The sequence below is a fragment of the Kordiimonas sp. SCSIO 12603 genome (assembly GCF_024398035.1).
In the GTDB taxonomy this organism is placed as follows: Bacteria; Pseudomonadota; Alphaproteobacteria; order Sphingomonadales; family Kordiimonadaceae; genus Kordiimonas.
Map to the genome: position 1 here is coordinate 3,476,736 of NZ_CP073748.1, position 17,287 is coordinate 3,494,022.

Annotated in this window: 14 protein-coding genes; 9 read left to right on the forward strand and 5 right to left on the reverse strand. The window is 45.3% G+C overall.

Annotated elements, in window-relative coordinates; translation table 11 throughout:
• Window positions 1–80: 80 nt before the first annotated feature.
• Window positions 81–680, forward strand: a complete 600-nt coding sequence (locus tag KFE96_RS16270) for a hypothetical protein (RefSeq protein ID WP_255833594.1) — start codon at window positions 81–83, stop codon at window positions 678–680.
• A 56-nt stretch (window positions 681–736) separates the two neighbouring features.
• Here the strand turns inward: KFE96_RS16270 and KFE96_RS16275 are convergent, their stop codons facing one another.
• Entirely contained in the window at window positions 737–2,227 is a 1,491-nt protein-coding gene (locus KFE96_RS16275) for a hypothetical protein (RefSeq protein ID WP_255833595.1), read from the reverse strand.
• A 183-nt stretch (window positions 2,228–2,410) separates the two neighbouring features.
• Here KFE96_RS16275 and KFE96_RS16280 point away from each other — a divergent pair, with 183 nt between their 5' ends.
• Complete coding sequence (locus KFE96_RS16280) at window positions 2,411–2,827, forward strand: MAPEG family protein (protein WP_255833596.1); 417 nt, start codon at window positions 2,411–2,413, stop codon at window positions 2,825–2,827.
• Window positions 2,828–2,886: 59 nt separating this feature from the next.
• On the opposite strand, the gene KFE96_RS16285 is transcribed toward KFE96_RS16280, so the two are convergent.
• Window positions 2,887–4,182, reverse strand: a complete 1,296-nt coding sequence (locus tag KFE96_RS16285) for an amidohydrolase family protein (RefSeq protein ID WP_255833597.1) — start codon at window positions 4,180–4,182, stop codon at window positions 2,887–2,889.
• Complete coding sequence (locus KFE96_RS16290) at window positions 4,179–5,621, reverse strand: amidohydrolase (protein ID WP_255833598.1); 1,443 nt, start codon at window positions 5,619–5,621, stop codon at window positions 4,179–4,181. Before KFE96_RS16290 ends, KFE96_RS16285 begins: the two co-directional genes overlap by 4 nt.
• Before the next feature lie 187 nt (window positions 5,622–5,808).
• On the opposite strand from KFE96_RS16290, the gene KFE96_RS16295 reads away from it, so the two are divergent.
• Window positions 5,809–6,006 (forward strand): hypothetical protein, encoded by a 198-nt coding sequence (locus KFE96_RS16295; RefSeq protein WP_255833599.1) that lies wholly within the window; start codon window positions 5,809–5,811, stop codon window positions 6,004–6,006.
• Window positions 6,007–6,055: 49 nt separating this feature from the next.
• On the opposite strand, the gene KFE96_RS16300 is transcribed toward KFE96_RS16295, so the two are convergent.
• Window positions 6,056–7,807 carry a peptide MFS transporter gene (locus KFE96_RS16300; RefSeq protein ID WP_255833600.1) on the reverse strand — a complete coding sequence of 584 codons (1,752 nt, stop codon included), beginning with the start codon at window positions 7,805–7,807 and terminating at the stop codon, window positions 6,056–6,058.
• A 345-nt stretch (window positions 7,808–8,152) separates the two neighbouring features.
• Here KFE96_RS16300 and KFE96_RS16305 point away from each other — a divergent pair, with 345 nt between their 5' ends.
• Both KFE96_RS16305 and KFE96_RS16310 read left to right on the forward strand, forming a co-directional pair.
• Complete coding sequence (locus tag KFE96_RS16305; RefSeq protein ID WP_255833601.1) at window positions 8,153–8,527, forward strand: BlaI/MecI/CopY family transcriptional regulator; 375 nt, start codon at window positions 8,153–8,155, stop codon at window positions 8,525–8,527.
• Window positions 8,527–9,861 carry a M23/M56 family metallopeptidase gene (locus KFE96_RS16310; RefSeq protein ID WP_255833602.1) on the forward strand — a complete coding sequence of 445 codons (1,335 nt, stop codon included), beginning with the start codon at window positions 8,527–8,529 and terminating at the stop codon, window positions 9,859–9,861. The genes KFE96_RS16305 and KFE96_RS16310 overlap by 1 nt, the downstream gene beginning before the upstream one ends.
• Window positions 9,862–9,960: 99 nt before the next feature.
• Here the strand turns inward: KFE96_RS16310 and KFE96_RS16315 are convergent, their stop codons facing one another.
• Window positions 9,961–11,820 (reverse strand): S9 family peptidase, encoded by a 1,860-nt coding sequence (locus tag KFE96_RS16315; protein WP_255833603.1) that lies wholly within the window; start codon window positions 11,818–11,820, stop codon window positions 9,961–9,963.
• A gap of 159 nt (window positions 11,821–11,979) precedes the next feature.
• Here KFE96_RS16315 and KFE96_RS16320 point away from each other — a divergent pair, with 159 nt between their 5' ends.
• The 4 genes from KFE96_RS16320 to KFE96_RS16335 all read left to right on the forward strand — a co-directional run bounded on the left by KFE96_RS16320 (window position 11,980) and on the right by KFE96_RS16335 (window position 17,258).
• Window positions 11,980–12,915: a fatty acid desaturase family protein gene (locus KFE96_RS16320; protein ID WP_255833604.1), complete on the forward strand. Its 936-nt coding sequence runs from the start codon at window positions 11,980–11,982 to the stop codon at window positions 12,913–12,915.
• A gap of 83 nt (window positions 12,916–12,998) precedes the next feature.
• Window positions 12,999–14,216 (forward strand): serine hydrolase, encoded by a 1,218-nt coding sequence (locus KFE96_RS16325; RefSeq protein ID WP_255833605.1) that lies wholly within the window; start codon window positions 12,999–13,001, stop codon window positions 14,214–14,216.
• A gap of 161 nt (window positions 14,217–14,377) precedes the next feature.
• Window positions 14,378–16,291 carry a PAS domain-containing hybrid sensor histidine kinase/response regulator gene (locus KFE96_RS16330; RefSeq protein WP_255833606.1) on the forward strand — a complete coding sequence of 638 codons (1,914 nt, stop codon included), beginning with the start codon at window positions 14,378–14,380 and terminating at the stop codon, window positions 16,289–16,291.
• Window positions 16,292–16,382: 91 nt separating this feature from the next.
• A complete protein-coding gene (locus KFE96_RS16335; protein ID WP_255833607.1) occupies window positions 16,383–17,258 on the forward strand; it encodes a GyrI-like domain-containing protein in 876 nt (291 codons plus the stop codon).
• Window positions 17,259–17,287 lie beyond the last annotated feature (29 nt).

The window sequence follows — 17,287 nt, forward strand, 5'->3', positions numbered from 1 at the left end:
GTTCCCCTCACCTGCATTTTGTTTTTTTCAATTTCTATGGAACTATTCATCAGCTAGGGGAAAATACAAGGGTCAAATTTATGCTTAAAAGATTTCAAGGGAAACATCTGTTACTGATCACTGCATTACTGCTTGTGGTTTTCACAGTTTTCAGTATCCAAATGGCTGGCAGTTACATCGAGGCGCTTGATCTAGTTATGAAGCCCACTGCCCATCTGGCGTTTATCTTTTTCTTTCTCGCATTCACAACATCAGCCCTACACGTTATGCGACCAAGTGCCTATTCCAGATGGGCTATGAAAAACCGTCGGTACCTGGGGCTTAACTTCGCGCTTATCCACTTTGTACATTTAGGATTTGTACTATCGAATTTGGCCTTCACCGAAGAAACAAGAGAAGCTTCTACTCTCAGCATCGGAGCGCTTGCTTATCTATTCCTGTTTTTGATGACCATTACCTCGAACAATACAGCTGTAAGAAAATTGGGTGCACGCAAATGGAAAATGCTCCATAAAATCGGCAGCTACTATATTTGGTTCATTTTCCTCGCAACATCAAGCAAAGGGCCAGAGGCGTTCACAAGTTTTAGTACAAGCTGGTTGCCTCTGATGTGCATTCTAGCAATCTTAATACGCTATCAAGGTTGGAAAATGCTGCAAGCAAAAGCGAAAAATCGCTAGTCATATTTCACTGGGAATATAGGGCACAATAAACCTTGTGCCCTAAACAGTAGCTTTTATTTTGCCATCATCAGCGTGATACGATTTACCTTATCGGCATTGCCGTTCAGACGGTTAAAATAAAAGGCGAGATCATCTTTACCATCTTCATTGAGATCCAAAGCATCCACAAATTCACCATTTTTCGGCAGCGGCACTTTGACCTTAACAGCCTTACGCGCAAACATGTTTTTGCTGTCAGGGGTTGCCATAAAGAACTGTAGTTCTTTTTCCTTCTTACTTACCACCAGATCCTTAGAACCGTCGCCATTAAAGTCCCCCATCTCTACAACAGGGATGCTGGATTGGCCGCTTGAAAGGTTAAAGGCAACACTTACCTTCTTTTTGTATGTGGGCTTCTCGGTATATCTTCCGTTATCACCTTGCTCATAGAAATTTACATCTACGCTGGTCGATCCAGACAAGAAAATACCAATTATCTTCCCAATCCCCAGATTGGCTGCACCCGCCACAAAATCTTTTTTACCGTCAGTCCCGAAATCAATATGTTCGTTCCGGGTAGAAAATCCTTTCATCACGATGTCAGTATCAGCTTCACCACTGAATGTAAGCTTTCCACCTTCATCTTTGCCGTAATAATAATGAAATTCCAATGTACGGTTAAACACGCCCTTCGCTATATCTGTCGTGGTCACAATATCAATAATACCGTCACCATTAATATCATCTATTTCCCGGAACGTACTGTTTTCCAGATTAGTCTGATCAGCGTAGCGCTCGTCAGCACGCACCTGTTCTTTGTATGAATTTCCCGTCACTGGTAGTTCAAACGGTATGATCACCGGCTCGCTTTCAAAGCTACCGTCTGCCTCTTGAGGAAAAACAATAAAGCTGTGATCCTGATGGAACACTATGTCATCTCTATCATCGAAATTCGCATCAAACTGATAGTAGGGAAAGGTACTATAGCGAGGTGTGCCGGCGCCCAAACGCATTTCAACCTGCATATTCAAAAGCTGTTCAGGCTCAAAACCACCACCTTCTTTCCCAAGGAGTAAACGATATCCATCAAAATCAGGCAATAAAACATCTGCCAAACCGTCGCCGTTCAAATCTTTCGAGAAATCAGCCTTATTAAGTCTTGGATTAAACGATTGCCTAAAAATACTTTGTACTGGCACCAAAAGCTCTATTTGGCCGCTTTCAGTATTAAAATGCGAAACACCTTCACTTGATAGAAACATCACACTTGTGGCTTTGCCGTCCAGTTTGGCAGTATCAAAAAACAACATATCTTCAGGCATAGTGAAATGCAGTATAGCTTCATTACCGCCTGCCACATCAAATATCGAGAAATGCTTAGCACCATCTTGATCTCGGCCTGCTGCAAGAAGAGCAGCTTTCCCTTGGCTACCAAAATGGATTTTTTCCATAGTTTCAACCGGATGCCCAGCATCTAGTTGTTTTATTTCAAACAGGTCTTGAGCACCCGCATTGCCCCCAAAACACAATACGCCAAAAAGCGCAGCTCCCACTGCTTTGTACATAATCCAACCCTTATAAATTCCACTTCCCCATTGTCGCTAAGGCGACAAAATGGCATCAATTAGGCACGCTAATCCAATGTTAGCCTATTCCCCAAGTACCTCACATTATTGTTAGCCTTATAAACAAAACACGCTACTGTTTTATTTGGGAGCAATAATAATTTCCGTTCAGGGGAGTAAGAAATGGAAAAAGAAATACTATTACCAATCCTCGCCTTGGTATCATGGTCACTCGTAATGTGGGGATGGATGTACGCTACACGCCTGCCTGCAATGGCAAAGGCTGAAATTGACCCACAGGCTGCTGCACATCCAGGTTCGTTAAATACATTACCAGCGGACGTACGCCGTATCGCAGATAATTATAACCACCTACATGAACAGCCAACCATGTTCTTCGCACTGGTTTTCTACACCTATCTGGCAGGCAACGTAACTGATTTCATGGTGCAACTGGCATGGGCTTATGTCGGCTTGCGTGTTGTACATTCCTTTATGCAAACGTTGGTGAACAAAGTAACCCTGAGGTTTCTTACTTTCATGCTCTCCAGCGTTGTGCTGATGGTTTTAGCAGCACTAAACATTCTTACACTTCTTTAAATTTAAAAGAAGAAAGCCGAGGGAACCCTCGGCTTTCTTATCGTTCCTTCCAGAATACCTTAGTTTAAACCAGGTGCCCTTGGAATATTCAGGTAACGGTCCCGAAGCTTGGTTTGGCGTGATACGAGTGGAATTTGCTCACCCGCGATAAAGACAGCGTCCGGGCTTGTCATCAATTCAAGTGGGTCACCATTCCATACCACAACATCAGCATCTTTGCCTGTTGCCATCGTACCGTATGTACCGCTAACACCAAAGATCTCAGCTGGGTTTACAGTCATCGCATCAACGGCAGCTTCCCAAGGAAGCCCCATAGCCACAGCATTACCCGCAGCCTGCGGCAGCAGGCGTGTGTTTGATGTATCAACTGGTGAGAAGGCAATTTTCACACCCGCAGCATTCAAGCGAGCAGCATTAGCCCCCGTTGAAGCCAGCATATCAAAACGAGATGGCAAGTTATCATGCGGATTAAGAACTACAGGGATACTGGCTGCAGCAAGTTTATCAGCTACCATCCAAGCTTCGCGAGCACCCATTACAATCACCTTGAAACCAAACATTTCCTTAAGCGCAATTGCCTGTTCAATGTCAGTTACCCGGTGTGCATAAACAACAAGGGATGTATCACCAGCAAAGAGAGCTGCAAGATTCTTTTCAGCTACGCTTTTCTCTTTGGGCTTTTTATCCTTCTTGTCATCGCCTTCCTTATCTTCTTTTTCTGCTTCATCCTTTGGCTTGGCATCTTTCAATTTCTTGATAATTGCCGGCCAGAGAACAGAACGACTGCCACCATTTGAACGGGCAGAGCCTTCATCAGCATCCAAATAAATCATCGCCTGGTTTTTGATGATCATTTCACCTGGTGTATCACCAGCTAGACGAACAACAGCACCTGTGCCAACCCACTGGTCTTTCGCACTGCTGAAGTGAGAAAGTGCGTGGGTGACCCCTTCAATACGTGTAATTTCAACACGTGTGTTGCGAGGGTTCAGGCCGTACTTGACATCAAGAGCGATACCGTCTTTCGCCTTCGCGGCAGACGCATCACTGTTATCAGCCCAAGAGCCAACTTCACCCAATCCGATAGAGCCTGATGCAGCCATAAAGCCAGTGGTTACCCATTTACCTGAAGCATCAACTGTACGGTAACCTGATGGTACATCACCACCAGAAGCCACTGAAACAATCTTTCCGTCAGACATAAGGATGGTTGCGTTTTCCACTTTGCCTTTACCGCCATTTGTATAAGCTGTACCGCCTGTGATAGCGATATCTTCAGCGGAAACTGCGGTGAGAGCCGTGCCGGAGAGCGCAATCGCTGCTGCAGCACCAATGAGAGATTTCATCATCTTCATTTCACGTCTCCTTCACCAGGCATACCCAGTTCAAAATCAGATACTCGGCGTTTGGAAGCATCGCTGCGATCATGCACAACAGCACCATCTACAAATGTGATATCTGCCTTCGCATAAACGCTGAATGGATCAGCAGACCAAAGAACAACATCTGCGTTTTTACCAACTTCAAGCGTACCAGTAACATTATCAATACCAAGCGACTTAGCAGGGTTTAAAGACAGCCACTGCCATGCATCAGCTTTCGAAATATTCAGACCAACCTTATTACCATCAGCCAGCGCCTTTGCAGCTTCTTGGTTCAGGCGCTGAATACCGCCAGCATCATCAGAGTGAACAATAGCGCAAGCGCCTGCTTTGTGCATGAAAGGAATATTTTCCCTGATACCATCGTATGCTTCCATTTTGAAGCCGTACCAATCAGCCCACAAGGCACCGCAAACATTGTTTTCTGCTAAACGGTCTGCAATTTTATAAGCTTCAACACCATGCTGGAAACTGGCGATCTGATAATTAAACTCTTTCATCAGATCAAGCATTGTGCCCATGTCGTCAGCGCGGTAGCAGTGCATATGCACTTTAATTTCACCGTCGAGTACACCTACAAGTGTTTCCATACGGTGATTACGCTTCGGTGGCAGTACATCTTTACCAGCTTTATAATCACGCTCATACTTATCCCATTCGCGCTTATAAGCTTCAGCGTCAGACCATGCCTGACGGTAACCGTGCACGTTACCCATCCGAGTTGACGGGCGTTTGCTTACAGGGTTATTGCCGCGGCCATAAACACGCTTCGGGTTTTCACCACATGCCATCTTCAGGCCATACGGAGCACCCGGGAATTTCATGTCCTGTGCAACACGGCCCGGTACATTCTTGAGGGTTACTGAGCGACCACCAATAAGGTTTGCCGACCCCGGTAGAATTTGAAGCGCTGTTACACCACCTGCTGCTGCCCGGCCAAAGCCCGGGTCCTGCGGCCAAACACTATGCTCGGCCCAAACCCCTGCGGTTACTGGCTCACCGATTTCATTTCCATCAGAATGCGAACCTGTACCCGGGCTTGGATACACACCAAGGTGGCTGTGTACATCGATAATACCCGGTGTTACCCAGCGGCCATTCGCTTCAATAACACGTGCACCAGCTGGCGCTTCCACAGAGGCACCAATAGCCTTAACCTTACCATTTTCCAGCAGGATTGAGCCCCCCTCAATCATGCCGCCTTTACCGTCAAGAATATTCGCGCCAGTAATTAGCGTGGTTTCAGATGGAAGCGGTGTATAACTGGATGGATATGGATCTTTGTTGATTTCAACGAAAGCACCTTGTTCGGTGGTGCCTTCCGGGCCGCACGCTGCAAGCACTGTCCCAAGCACAAGCACGCTAGCCGCAGAACGAGCAATAGCGCCCATTCGAACTTTATAATTTTTCATGTTGGTCTCCCTATGTCTGCCATGTGTCTGACAGATCAGGCGAAACCCTAACAAGCAAAACAGTATGTGTCACTATAGCACTGGTACAACTTACGTTTAATAGTTTGCGAGCAATTCTATACTTATACGTTTACTAATCAATCGATAATTGATAATACTATGTCATCAACAATTAATAGGTGTAAAAATGAAAAAAACATCCACTGATAAACGTCAATCAATTGAGAAACTTACTTCCAATGAAATTGATTCTGTAAATGGAGGACTTCTCTGGTGCCCGCTCATATGGGCAGATTCATTAGGCCCCAATGGTAGTTTCTACGGCACAGCGGTAGAGCGACATAGAGCAGCTGGCGGTACATACGCCTCATGGAAAAATGGCTAAAAAAACGGCGAGGGAAACCTCGCCGTTTTTTCTTTCGTAAACACTTACACTAGTGAACGCCGTGCATTCTTTTCCGCATGATTGGTGTTAGTACAAGGATAAATATACCAACCCCAACGCTGAGAAGACCAATATCGGTATAAACGCTGATTACAGCCCCAATATCCAACGTGCCTGAATCACCGCCGTGTTCACCGCTGCCTGTCAACGAGCTAATCCAACCTGCAACGTAATTACCAAGAGCTGTAAACAGGAACCATGTACCCATCATCATACCAACGATACTTGGTACACTCAGTTTTGTAACCATTGATAACCCAACCGGACTCAAACAAAGCTCAGCAAGTGTTAGCGATAGATAGATAAATACAAGCCATAGGAAACTCTTATCAGTGCCACTTTCCATGCCTAGGCCCCATGCAAATACGATATAACCAAGCCCGATAAGCAACATTGAAATACCGAATTTACCAGGCGTTGATGGCTCAACAGATTTACGTGCTAATGCAACCCATAGCCATGCCATTACCGGTGCTAAAAGCACGATAAAGAGCGGGTTCAGAAGCTGTACTTGAGAGGCACGGAAACTAAAACCAATAACATCCAAATTAAACTGCTGGTCAGCAAGAAGTGTTAGCGAAGCAGCCTGCTGTTCAAATAGAGCCCAAAATACTGACTGAATAGCAATCAAGAATGCTGCTACAAAGAGGCGATCTCGTGCTTCTGCCTCACATTTCATAAAGGCATAAGCAACGATGATAGCTATCATCACAAAACCAGAAGCACCAAGTAGAGTACCTACAAAACTTTGATACTGAATAAGCAGCCAGCTAAGTACAACAAGACCAAGGCCAAATACATAAATTGCCCATTCTTTGTTCAAACCAATCGGCGAACGTTCCTTAAGCACCTCTGGGCGCGGTGGTTCAGCACGGCCATCAAGAAGTTTCTGTCCCCATAGGAATACAAACAGGCCAAACAGCATACCAATACCTGCCAGACCAAAACCATAGTTCCAGCCATATACTTCACCAACATAGCCGACGAGCGCAGTAGAGAAAAGCGAACCTAGGTTAATACCCATGTAGAAGATAGAAAACCCACCATCACGTCGTGGATCGTTCGGGCCGTATAATGCACCAACGATTGTTGAAATATTTGCTTTCAGAAAGCCAACACCAGTAATGATAAGTGCTAAAGAAAAGAAGAAAATATTCAGATATTCATTGTGCTGAACGATACGAGTATCAAAGCTACCGTTTGCATACTCCTTCATTGTACCTTGCGCAGCATCGAGGCCAACGAGCTTCACGCCAGTTGTCTGGCCCTCAGTATTCTTGACTTTCTCAACTTTAAAATTCGATCCATTAATAGCGACAACTTCAAATTCCGAGCTATTATCGCCTGCAATTGCTTGCTGATAGGAAACCTGATATTCCGCGCCATCAAATGCATAATACCGCTCGGCACGTGGGCCGTGCAGCGCCATCAAACTATGGCCCGCCACCAGTAATATCGCGCCATATGTAACGGCCTTACGGCTACCCAGATAACGGTCAGCAAAATAGCCACCAAGGATCGGCATCATATAAACAAGGCCCGCATAAGCCCCGTAGATTAGGCTAGATTTCTCAGTGCTGAAAAGGTGATACTTCACTAGATAAAGAACAAGAATTGTCCGCATACCGTAGTATGAAAAACGTTCCCACATTTCTGTCAGGAAACAAATACTTAGCCCTATAGGATGTCCTAGCAGCTCTCGTTGCTGCGACCCTTCGGTCGAAACGTCAACTGTGCTCACAAACTTACCCCTTGATTATTAATCTGTATTTCTGCGTCTTTCTGCGCAGATAACTCCCATGGCTCTTTGCCTTTAAAAAGAGCGCCCGCCACATTTAAGAACATAAAACTGTAAGATTCAGAAGGAAAAAACGATTAATTTTCAGAAAAAATGGCTCAAAGCCTTGAAAAAGCACTCGTTTACTCCACTGCCCTTCATTCTGATTTCACTCCAATAAGATTTACAACTGTTCAGAAAACCACATGAATCAGCCTACCTAATGCCTACATTTACTTTCTTTTCATTCGTGCCTTGACTCTATGTGACACTTGTCACATATTTGCGACAAATGAATGTGAGGTCATTATGAAAATTTCCCCAAGTGAGCTTCCGCTCCTTAAAGCGCTTTGGAGTAAGGGCGAATTGAGTGCTCGTGAAATTCATGAGCAAGTTAGTGTTTCAAAGAGCTGGAGTTTTTCAACAACCCGCAAAACACTGGAACGTATGGTTGGCAAAGATATGGTCGCTATGAGGGAACTCCATGGTGTGCGGGTTTACACAGCACAAGTAGAAAAAGTATCCACACTCGCCAGCATGACCCGTGATTTCATCAGCAGAGTACTGGAAGTAAAAGGCCCCCTACCTGGTTCCATGTTCACTGGCAGTGAAATCCTCGAACCAGATGAAATCAAAGAACTTGAAAAACTTATGAAAGACTTTGACGAAAGCGAACAATCATAATGCCTGCTCTTCTGCTTCATATTGTATGGGCGGCAGCATTACTTTTGATGCACCGGATTCTGCGCAAACATATTCAAAGCCTTCATGATGACCCCAATGTGGTTTTGGTTCTTATCGCGCTAACGTTTGCCCCGTATTTAGGGATTTTATTCCCGGAAACGATGCCCATGTTACCAACCAACATTTGGTTGCCAAACCTAGATTACATTGCAAGCACTACAAACTTCAATACGGTTGTAAGCCTGCCTACATCTGAAAATAATATGGTAGACGCCCTTCAACTTTTGCTTGCCGCAGGGTGCAGTATCAGCCTTCTACGATTTAGCATTAGTTACTTCAAGCTAGCGCGCATTGCCCACTTTGCAAAAACATCTGATACAGCAGAAGACATCCGCATTTCTGAAAAAAACATACCGCCATATGCTTTTGGCTGGCCAACACGAGCCGTAATTTTTCCGAAGGATCTTTTAGAAACAACAACGAAAGAGCAACAAGCTCTTATTATCCGCCATGAACAAATGCATATCCGGAAAAAAGATCCCGAGATCGCGACAGCCCTTGCATTATTATCAGCCCTCTTCTGGTTCAATCCATTCTTAAAGAAGTTGATCGTAGCATGGCATAACGCCTGTGAAATCAGAGCGGATAACTTCGCCCTGAAACGGGCCACGAAAAAAATGCGCAAAGCTTATGCAGAAGCACTGCTTTCAGCTTTGCGCAAGCCAGCAGGAATGGCACTGCAATGCCCGCCTGCTTCCTTCTCAAATCACAACTTGTGGAGTAACAAAATGAGAATTGAGACTATTATGAAAGGGATAGGCCCATCTCGCAAGCCAAAACGCGATAAAGCCATCCTTCTAGCTTTCCTCTTGGGAGTTCTAGGGGGGTCAGTAACACTGGCAAGTACAGCGCATGCTATTGGACAAATCAATCTTCCCTTCAGAAATGAACTGGCACCTATTGTAGATGGTTGCAAATCCCAAGCCTATGAAGCAATGCGTGAAGGCAGGGTTCATAAGGGAATTGATATGGCAGCCCCAATTGGCACGCCTATCTTTGCCCCAGCCAATTCCTACGTTGTGGCAGCAACAGATGTTTACCAAAACAATCCGAAATGGGGCAAAGTAGTAGTGCTTCAATCAACCAGCGGCATCACAACACTTTTTGCGCACCTAGATAGCTATGCTGTATCTGTTGGCGACAGAATAGAAGAAGGTGATGTCGTTGCCTTCGTAGGCAATACCGGCCAATCAACAGGGCCACATGTCCATATTGAAACCTATAAGAACGAAAAACGGGAAGACCCCGGAAAAATATGGCCCAGCCTGAAATAACATAAGAATTTCCGGCGACAATTAAGGTTATCGCACTCCCTTATATGGTCTGCCGCCGGAATAGATGCCATCTCTCACCCTACTGGGAGGTGGCATTGTTCAGTCGCGCACATGGTCCTCAAGAAATTCTTGCAAATACTTCAAATACACAGACCATGCTTGCGGTGCATTCAGCACATGACCAACATCATTAAGAGCGACAAACTCAACCTCTTTCCGTAAAGACAGAAGCCGACGCGCCATCTTTTGGCTGTGAAGAAACGGCACAACACTATCACTGGTTCCGTGCAGTAATAGCAGCGGATCTCTTATTAAATTGGCCTTATGGAGTGGTGATTTCTGGAACAGTGCTTTCTCACTGCTATCACCAACAATAGCAGAAAGGCTAAGGTAACCAAACCGACTTCCCCGGAAATTTTCTACATAATCATTGAGGGAGGCAATACCATTAAGGCTAATGCCGCAAGCCAGTTTATGACTATCAAACGCTAGCGCCATCATGGCGGCATATCCGCCATAAGACCCCCCCATTATACAAAGCCTATCACTAGTCGCATAACCACTTGAGATTACCCAATCAATTGCTGCGGATATATCGCGCTGCATGGTGCCTCCCCATTCTCCATACCCTGCTTTCCTCCAGGCTTCACCATATCCTTTAGAACCTCTGAAATTCGGTTGTACCACCGTGAAGCCCATGGCAACCAATAGAGACACTTGCGGATCAAATGCGCGCACTGCCCGGCTTTGAGGACCCCCGTGTAGATATAGAATTGCTTTCCCTTTGTCGCCGCCTTTGGGCGAGGATATCAATGTATGCATAAGCTTTCTTTTCGCTACCGGAATGAAAGCACTTTCCGTTTGAACCATCGGCAGCAAGCTATACTTATGCTCAGGTAGCAGCACTGCTTCTTTCTTCGCTGTTTTATAAAGCACATAAGACGGGGGGCGGTGACTATAGTCCACCATAAAAAGTTTCACCCTGCCGTCCCTACTACTGGAAAGGAAAGAAACATTGTCCTCTCCAATCTTATTCGCAACAAATTGAAGTTCCTCTTTAAAGCCTTTTTGCCATACAAAAGCCTCCCGCCCTTCTGCATAGAAAACTGCCCCAAAAACAACGTCAGCGCCGGGATGTATGAGAGCAGAAGCAATATCATATCCTCGATGCCCAGCCAGCCGATCTATAAAATCACCGCTATTAATATCCAGCCGCCAAAGAGCTTTCTTATCACTGGCATGCGCTGAAAGTGTAAGTGCTGTCGCACCACCTGTTTCAACAGAAAGAACCGCAGGCGGCGTGCCCGTAATGTAATCGTGCTTTGAGATAACCTTCCAACTACCAGCCACGTCAGGCCCTAAGAGGATATGGTTATTGCCCTGAAAACCTTCTCCAAGTTTCACTTCCCCTTCAGGAGAAGCCCACCAGCGGATAACCGGCGCCCACGCGCTGATAATCTTCGTCGAAACACCTCTCACTGCATCCACTCGGTACACAGCTGGGTAACCCTTAACTTTTGGGTCTTCCCACTGCATTAAAATATTGGTCGGATCATCCGGAATTGCGCTCAATAACACCGGACGTAACTCATCAGGCCTTGGCCCTCCGTTTTCTATAAGCGGTTTCAAACGCTTAATATGAGCATCATAAAGAACAAGACCACTTTCTTTAAGCGACAATAAAAGACGGCCATCACCGACCCAAGCGGTCCAAAGAACTTGTGATCGTTGGTACGGAAGTTTCTCCCTATTCGAGAACCCCTTTTCCCAACGCCAAACAGAAAGCTGAGCTTCCTTCGTTTCTCGTGTATAAGCAGAAATGAAATGGCCATCTTCTGACAGCATAGGTTCCGCTATTAGCGGATTATCCGACAGTTGCTGGATAAGTGCTTCGTCAGCTACTGCATAGTGTGACGGCACAAACAAAGCTATAACCAAAATAAACAGCAAATTTCTCATGAATATTCCTATGCAGTATTCATGCAAGTATCTGTGCAAAAGGTCAATTTCCACTTAATGCCGCTACGGCCTTCTATAACATCCCGGATAGGTATCAGATTTACTTGCCATAAAACCTAATTGCGCCAAATAATAACTCAAGGATAACGGGACAATATCATGGCAAAACATTCTTCGACGCAGTGGCAGGTAATCAAGCCATCTGATATATTAACCAAGGAAGAAAGCCACCGGATCAGGCAACGGTCTGACGCGTGGGGTTTCTGGCTGGTCTTTCACTGCTGGGCAATGATTGCCGCAGCCTGGGCACTGTATCTACTACTCCCTAATCCAGTTACATTTTTGGTAATGCTTATCGTTGTAGGCGGTCGTCAGTTAGGGCTTTCAATCCTTATGCATGAAGGCAGCCACGGCATGCTTTTTAGAACCCGGAACCTAAATGAACGAGTTACCCAGTGGTTTACAGCCTGGCCCGTGCTGTTAAACGTGCATGGATACCGTATTCGCCATATGGCCCATCACCGTTTTACCCGCACGGAGAAAGACCCTGAGAACTTCCTATACACTCCCTTTCCAGTGACTAAACCAAGTATGGCACGGAAATTCCTACGTGACCTTACAGGTATTGCATTTGTCCGTACCAATGTCGGTCTGTTCCGTTATTTCTGGGGAGAAAAGGAAGGCCGCGGAAAACGCCTGTTTGATTTCTATGCAGGTCCAATTTTCATGAATGCAGTAATGTTCGCTGGCTTCTTCCTCGCAGGCATGCCTGAGCTTTATTTCTTAATGTGGCTATTACCTCTAGCCACCACATATATGCTGGTGCTTCGGATCAGAAATATAGCCGAACATTGCACCATGCCTGACCTTGAAGACCCACTTAAAAACAGCCGCACCACGCTCGCAAACATCTTTGAACGCGCAACAGTAGCTCCATACTGGGTTAACTATCATATCGAGCACCATGTGCTGCCATTTGTACCCTGCTATCGCCTCAAGGAAGTTCATAAATTGATGCTTGAAAAAGGATATGGGGAACGCATGGAGATAAAAAAGGGATATTGGGATGTGCTTAAGCTGAACGCAGCCTTATAGCCTTCTCACATTTTTTCTGTGACTTTTTCCCATTCTGATTTAGGTCATAAAGACAGGGGTTAATCGGAATGGGGAGGATATCCGTGGCTTTTTCTTGGAAAACAGGCGTTAAGGTAGCTATCGCTGGCGCAGTGCTTTATGGCGGCTATGTAGCTGTGAACTTCGGTTTGGGCTTTTATGAGCTTGCGACTTTTTACGATACGGAAAAGATCACAGAAAACTTCCGGACAAGTTCCGCCAAATTCCCTCATTCTGTGATTAAAACCAGCACGCCATGGGAGTTCAAACGCGCTGAGCAGACTATCCCACAACAGTATGAATATGACGGGAAGACTAAGGATTTAGACGAATTCCTCGAGCTCACAGGGACAACAGGTCTGCTTGTTGTAAAAGACGACACCATTTTGTTTGAGGAATATTATCAGGGCGAGAAAGATACTGACCGCCATAACATGTTCTCAGTCACCAAATCTTTTGTTTCCGCACTTATTGGGATTGCGATCGAAGACGGTCTTATTGAAAGTATCGATGATCCAATCACCAAGTATGTACCGAAACTCAAAGGTAGTGGTTATGATGGCGTGATCATCAGGGATATTCTAACGATGTCATCCGGTATTCGCTTTACAGAAGATTATGGTGATCTCTCCTCCGACGTAAACCGTATGTCTATGGCCATCGCAACCGGCGGGTCACTTGATGATTTTGCAACGAGCCTCATAAGTGAACGCGAACCCGGCACTTTCAATAACTATGTTAGTGTAGACACCCATGTTCTCGGCATGATGCTTGTAAATGTCACTGGCAAAACCCTTACAGACTATCTTCAGGAGAAAATCTGGCAGCCAATTGGTATGGAGCATGAAGGTATTTGGGCTATTGATGGTGAAGGCATGGAAGTGGCTATGGGCGGCATGTCTGTAAGCCTAAGGGATATGGCGCGTTTGGGGAGGCTCTATCTTCATGAAGGAAATTGGAACGGGGAACGCATTGTTCCAGCACAGTGGGTGAAAGACAGCGTAACTCCAAGCGCTCCTCACTTGATGGCTGGCTTTAACAATCCGGGATCAGATACACCTTACGGTTACGGTTTCCAGTGGTGGACACCGTCCAAACCACGAGGTGACTATATGGCCTCGGGTATTTACCACCAGTTTATATATGTAGACCCAAGCACAAACATTATCATTGCAAAAACCAGTGCAAACAAAGGCTTCACCAACCCGGAAAACAAAATGCAGAAGGACGAAACTATCTCTGCCTTCCAGCAAATTGCCAAGAGGCTGGCAGCCGACGAGTAATCATTCAGACATAGCACACTAAAAAAGCAGGCTCAGAGCCTGCTTTTTATTTTCCCAATAGGTTTGGAAAATTCCCGTTTTTAGAGTATGGTTCAAATCAAGAGTAAATCAGTAATATTTTAAACGGGGGCTTATTATCCTTTTTAGGGAGACAAAAACGTATGCCGGCTCTTTTCTCCAGATTTTCTCTAGCGCCCTGGCAACTCCTCATTATCTCCATATTTCTGTTAATCTACGCTGTTTCCTATAGCCTGTTCAGACCAGAAATTATTCCACCCGCATTAGGTGAATTCGCCCTTATTGGTGTGGTACTTTGCTCGGTAAACTTCACCAGCACAAATGTCCCGTATATGACCGTGGTCGTCCTCACTGCTCTCAATATATCAGGTGTCTTTTATCGTTACGGGCAGGATGTTTCGGTTTCCATGTTGCTCACAAACCTCCTTAGCACCATCCCCATGTGGGCCGCAGCTTATCTCGCGCAACAATATAAACGGCTGCAAACAGACGCTCGGTCCTCAAGCAGCCGCCTTCAAGCCGTTTGGGATACTGTCGTAGACGGCATGATCCTGATTGATAATCGAGGTATCATTAATGCGGCCAACCCAGCATCAGAGGAACTATTTGGCTATCAATCATCAGAAATGATTGGACAGAATGTTAAAATGCTGATGCCTACTCCCTACAAAAAAGAACATGACGGTTACATTCAGTCTTATGTTGAAACATCCAAGGCCAAAATCATCGGCATAGGCAGGGAAGTACAAGGGCAGCGAAAAGACGGTTCAATATTTCCCCTTTATCTAGCGGTAAGCGAGACAAAGTTGGGCGGTGAGCTATATTTCACCGGGATTGTACGAGACCTGACAGAACAAACCGAAGCCCAAAACAATCTGTTGGAAGCTAAGGAAGAAGCCGAACGCGCTAATAAAGCAAAAACCGAATTCTTATCTTCCATGAGCCACGAACTGCGCACCCCCCTCAATGCTGTGCTTGGTTTTGCCCAGCTCTTACAGATGGATAACAACAACCCTCTGAATAAGCAGCAGCAAGAATCTTTGAGGCTTATTCTTAGAAGCGGTGACCATCTGCTCGCCCTTATCAACGATGTGCTGGATTTATCCAAAATTGAAAACGGCGCCATTGATATTGTGCTAGGAGATACAAATAGCTCCGAAGTTATCGCTTCCTGCAAAGAGCTTATTGCGCCTCTTGCCGAAAAGTATGAAATTGATGTCAAAATAGATTTCACCGCCCACGAAGATTACATCATTACAGCAGACAAAATGCGACTTCGGCAGGTTTTGTTAAACCTCATCAGCAATGCTGTTAAATACAACAAACCGAATGGTTCAGTGCGTATCCGATGCGAGGAAGCCGACACAAATCTAAGGATACTTGTGGAAGATACAGGCATTGGTATACCTGCTGACAAATCAGATACTATCTTCACACCATTTGCCAGGTTAGGACATGAAAACACTATTGTTGAAGGAACTGGTATTGGTCTTTCTATTTCACAGACCTTAATCCAAATGATGAATGGTTCCATCGACTTTAAAAGCTCACCTGCTGGCACAAGTTTCTGGATCGAAATCCCCTTCAGTGAGACGCAATCAAGCTACAAATATACGTATGATGAAAAACAGCATAATCGCCCAATTTCCAGAAATACGCGGGCAAAATTACTGTACATCGAAGACAATCCTTCCAATATCCTGCTTCTGGAACATTTACTTAAGAATGTCGATAGCGTCGAAATGGAAAGTTGCCCTACAGCAGAACTCGGTATCGAGCTAGCAAAAAGAAAGGGGTACGATCTGATCCTGATGGACCTGAACTTGCCCGGGATGAGTGGTCTTGAAGCTTTCTCCGTTCTACAAAAAGACCCTCGCACCATAGACGTACCTATTGTCGCGATTACAGCGGATGTGACAACCACAACACAGGACAAAGTGCGCGAGCTGGGCTTCAGAGACTATCTTTCCAAGCCACTGGATGTTCTTGTTGCTCTTGATACTATTCAAACACACCTAAACAGTAGTATTGAAGAACGTTCACAACCACCGCACTAAGGCTTCTTTACTTTATTTTGGAACTCCGCAATTACTGTCAGGAAGTTGCGGCCATACGCTTGCATCTTAGCCTCACCAAAGAAAAGGAAGCATGATGCAAACAGAAACACAAAAACGGCTTGAACGAGTAATCGATCATATAGACGCTCATTTGGATACATCGCTATCCGTTACCCAATTGAGCCAGATAGCCTGTTTTTCAATGTATCATTTTCACCGTGCTTTTGCTGAACATGCCAACGTAAATATCGGCAACTATGTTCAACTTCTAAAGCTTAAACGAGCTTCCTACCAGTTAGCTTTCCGTAAAGAACTCCAAATAACAGAAATCGCTTTTGATGCGGGCTATGAAAATTCTGAATCCTTTTCACGGGCTTTCAAGAAAGTATTTCAACAGTCTCCTTCTCTTTTTCGGAAAACACCTGACTGGTGCTTTTGGTACGAACAACTTAAACCCATTAGCGAGGCTAGAAGTTTAATTATGTCCCAATCACCCTCAACAACCGATCTCACTTTCATTGATTTCCCTGAAACAAAAATTGCAGTGCTGGAACACAGAGGCAATCCCAATACAATTCTCAGTTCTGTACAGACATTCATCGCATGGCGCAAAGAAGTCGGACTATCTCCACAAATTAGCGAAACCTACAACATCGTTTATGATGACCCTTTCCTAACCACACCCACCGACTTCCGGTTTGACATATGCGCATCCACCACGCATGACGTAGCAGAAAATTCATATGGGGTCGTAACCAAAACCATCCCCGCAAACCGCTGTGCCGTGCTCAGGCATATTGGACGCGATGAAACTATCGGGGAAACTTGTTCCAATCTTTTTGAGAACCTGTTGATAGATGCTGATGAAACCCCGGGAGATTTCCCGATGTTTTTCCACAGGGTTACTCTATTCCCGGATGTGTCCGAACGCGAAATGATCACCGACATATATGTACCGCTGAAATAACCTGCCCACGACAGCAGGAAGGCCTGTGC

What these genes read in the sequence shown, in the direction of transcription:
- KFE96_RS16270 (WP_255833594.1), top strand. Translation starts at nt 81, where the DNA reads ATGCTTAAAAGATTTCAAGGGAAACATCTGTTACTGATCACTGCATTA.
- KFE96_RS16275 (WP_255833595.1), bottom strand. Translation starts at nt 2,227, where the DNA reads ATGTACAAAGCAGTGGGAGCTGCGCTTTTTGGCGTATTGTGTTTTGGG.
- KFE96_RS16280 (WP_255833596.1), top strand. Translation starts at nt 2,411, where the DNA reads ATGGAAAAAGAAATACTATTACCAATCCTCGCCTTGGTATCATGGTCA.
- KFE96_RS16285 (WP_255833597.1), bottom strand. Translation starts at nt 4,182, where the DNA reads ATGAAGATGATGAAATCTCTCATTGGTGCTGCAGCAGCGATTGCGCTC.
- KFE96_RS16290 (WP_255833598.1), bottom strand. Translation starts at nt 5,621, where the DNA reads ATGAAAAATTATAAAGTTCGAATGGGCGCTATTGCTCGTTCTGCGGCT.
- KFE96_RS16295 (WP_255833599.1), top strand. Translation starts at nt 5,809, where the DNA reads ATGAAAAAAACATCCACTGATAAACGTCAATCAATTGAGAAACTTACT.
- KFE96_RS16305 (WP_255833601.1), top strand. Translation starts at nt 8,153, where the DNA reads ATGAAAATTTCCCCAAGTGAGCTTCCGCTCCTTAAAGCGCTTTGGAGT.
- KFE96_RS16310 (WP_255833602.1), top strand. Translation starts at nt 8,527, where the DNA reads ATGCCTGCTCTTCTGCTTCATATTGTATGGGCGGCAGCATTACTTTTG.
- KFE96_RS16315 (WP_255833603.1), bottom strand. Translation starts at nt 11,820, where the DNA reads ATGAGAAATTTGCTGTTTATTTTGGTTATAGCTTTGTTTGTGCCGTCA.
- KFE96_RS16320 (WP_255833604.1), top strand. Translation starts at nt 11,980, where the DNA reads ATGGCAAAACATTCTTCGACGCAGTGGCAGGTAATCAAGCCATCTGAT.
- KFE96_RS16330 (WP_255833606.1), top strand. Translation starts at nt 14,378, where the DNA reads ATGCCGGCTCTTTTCTCCAGATTTTCTCTAGCGCCCTGGCAACTCCTC.
- KFE96_RS16335 (WP_255833607.1), top strand. Translation starts at nt 16,383, where the DNA reads ATGATGCAAACAGAAACACAAAAACGGCTTGAACGAGTAATCGATCAT.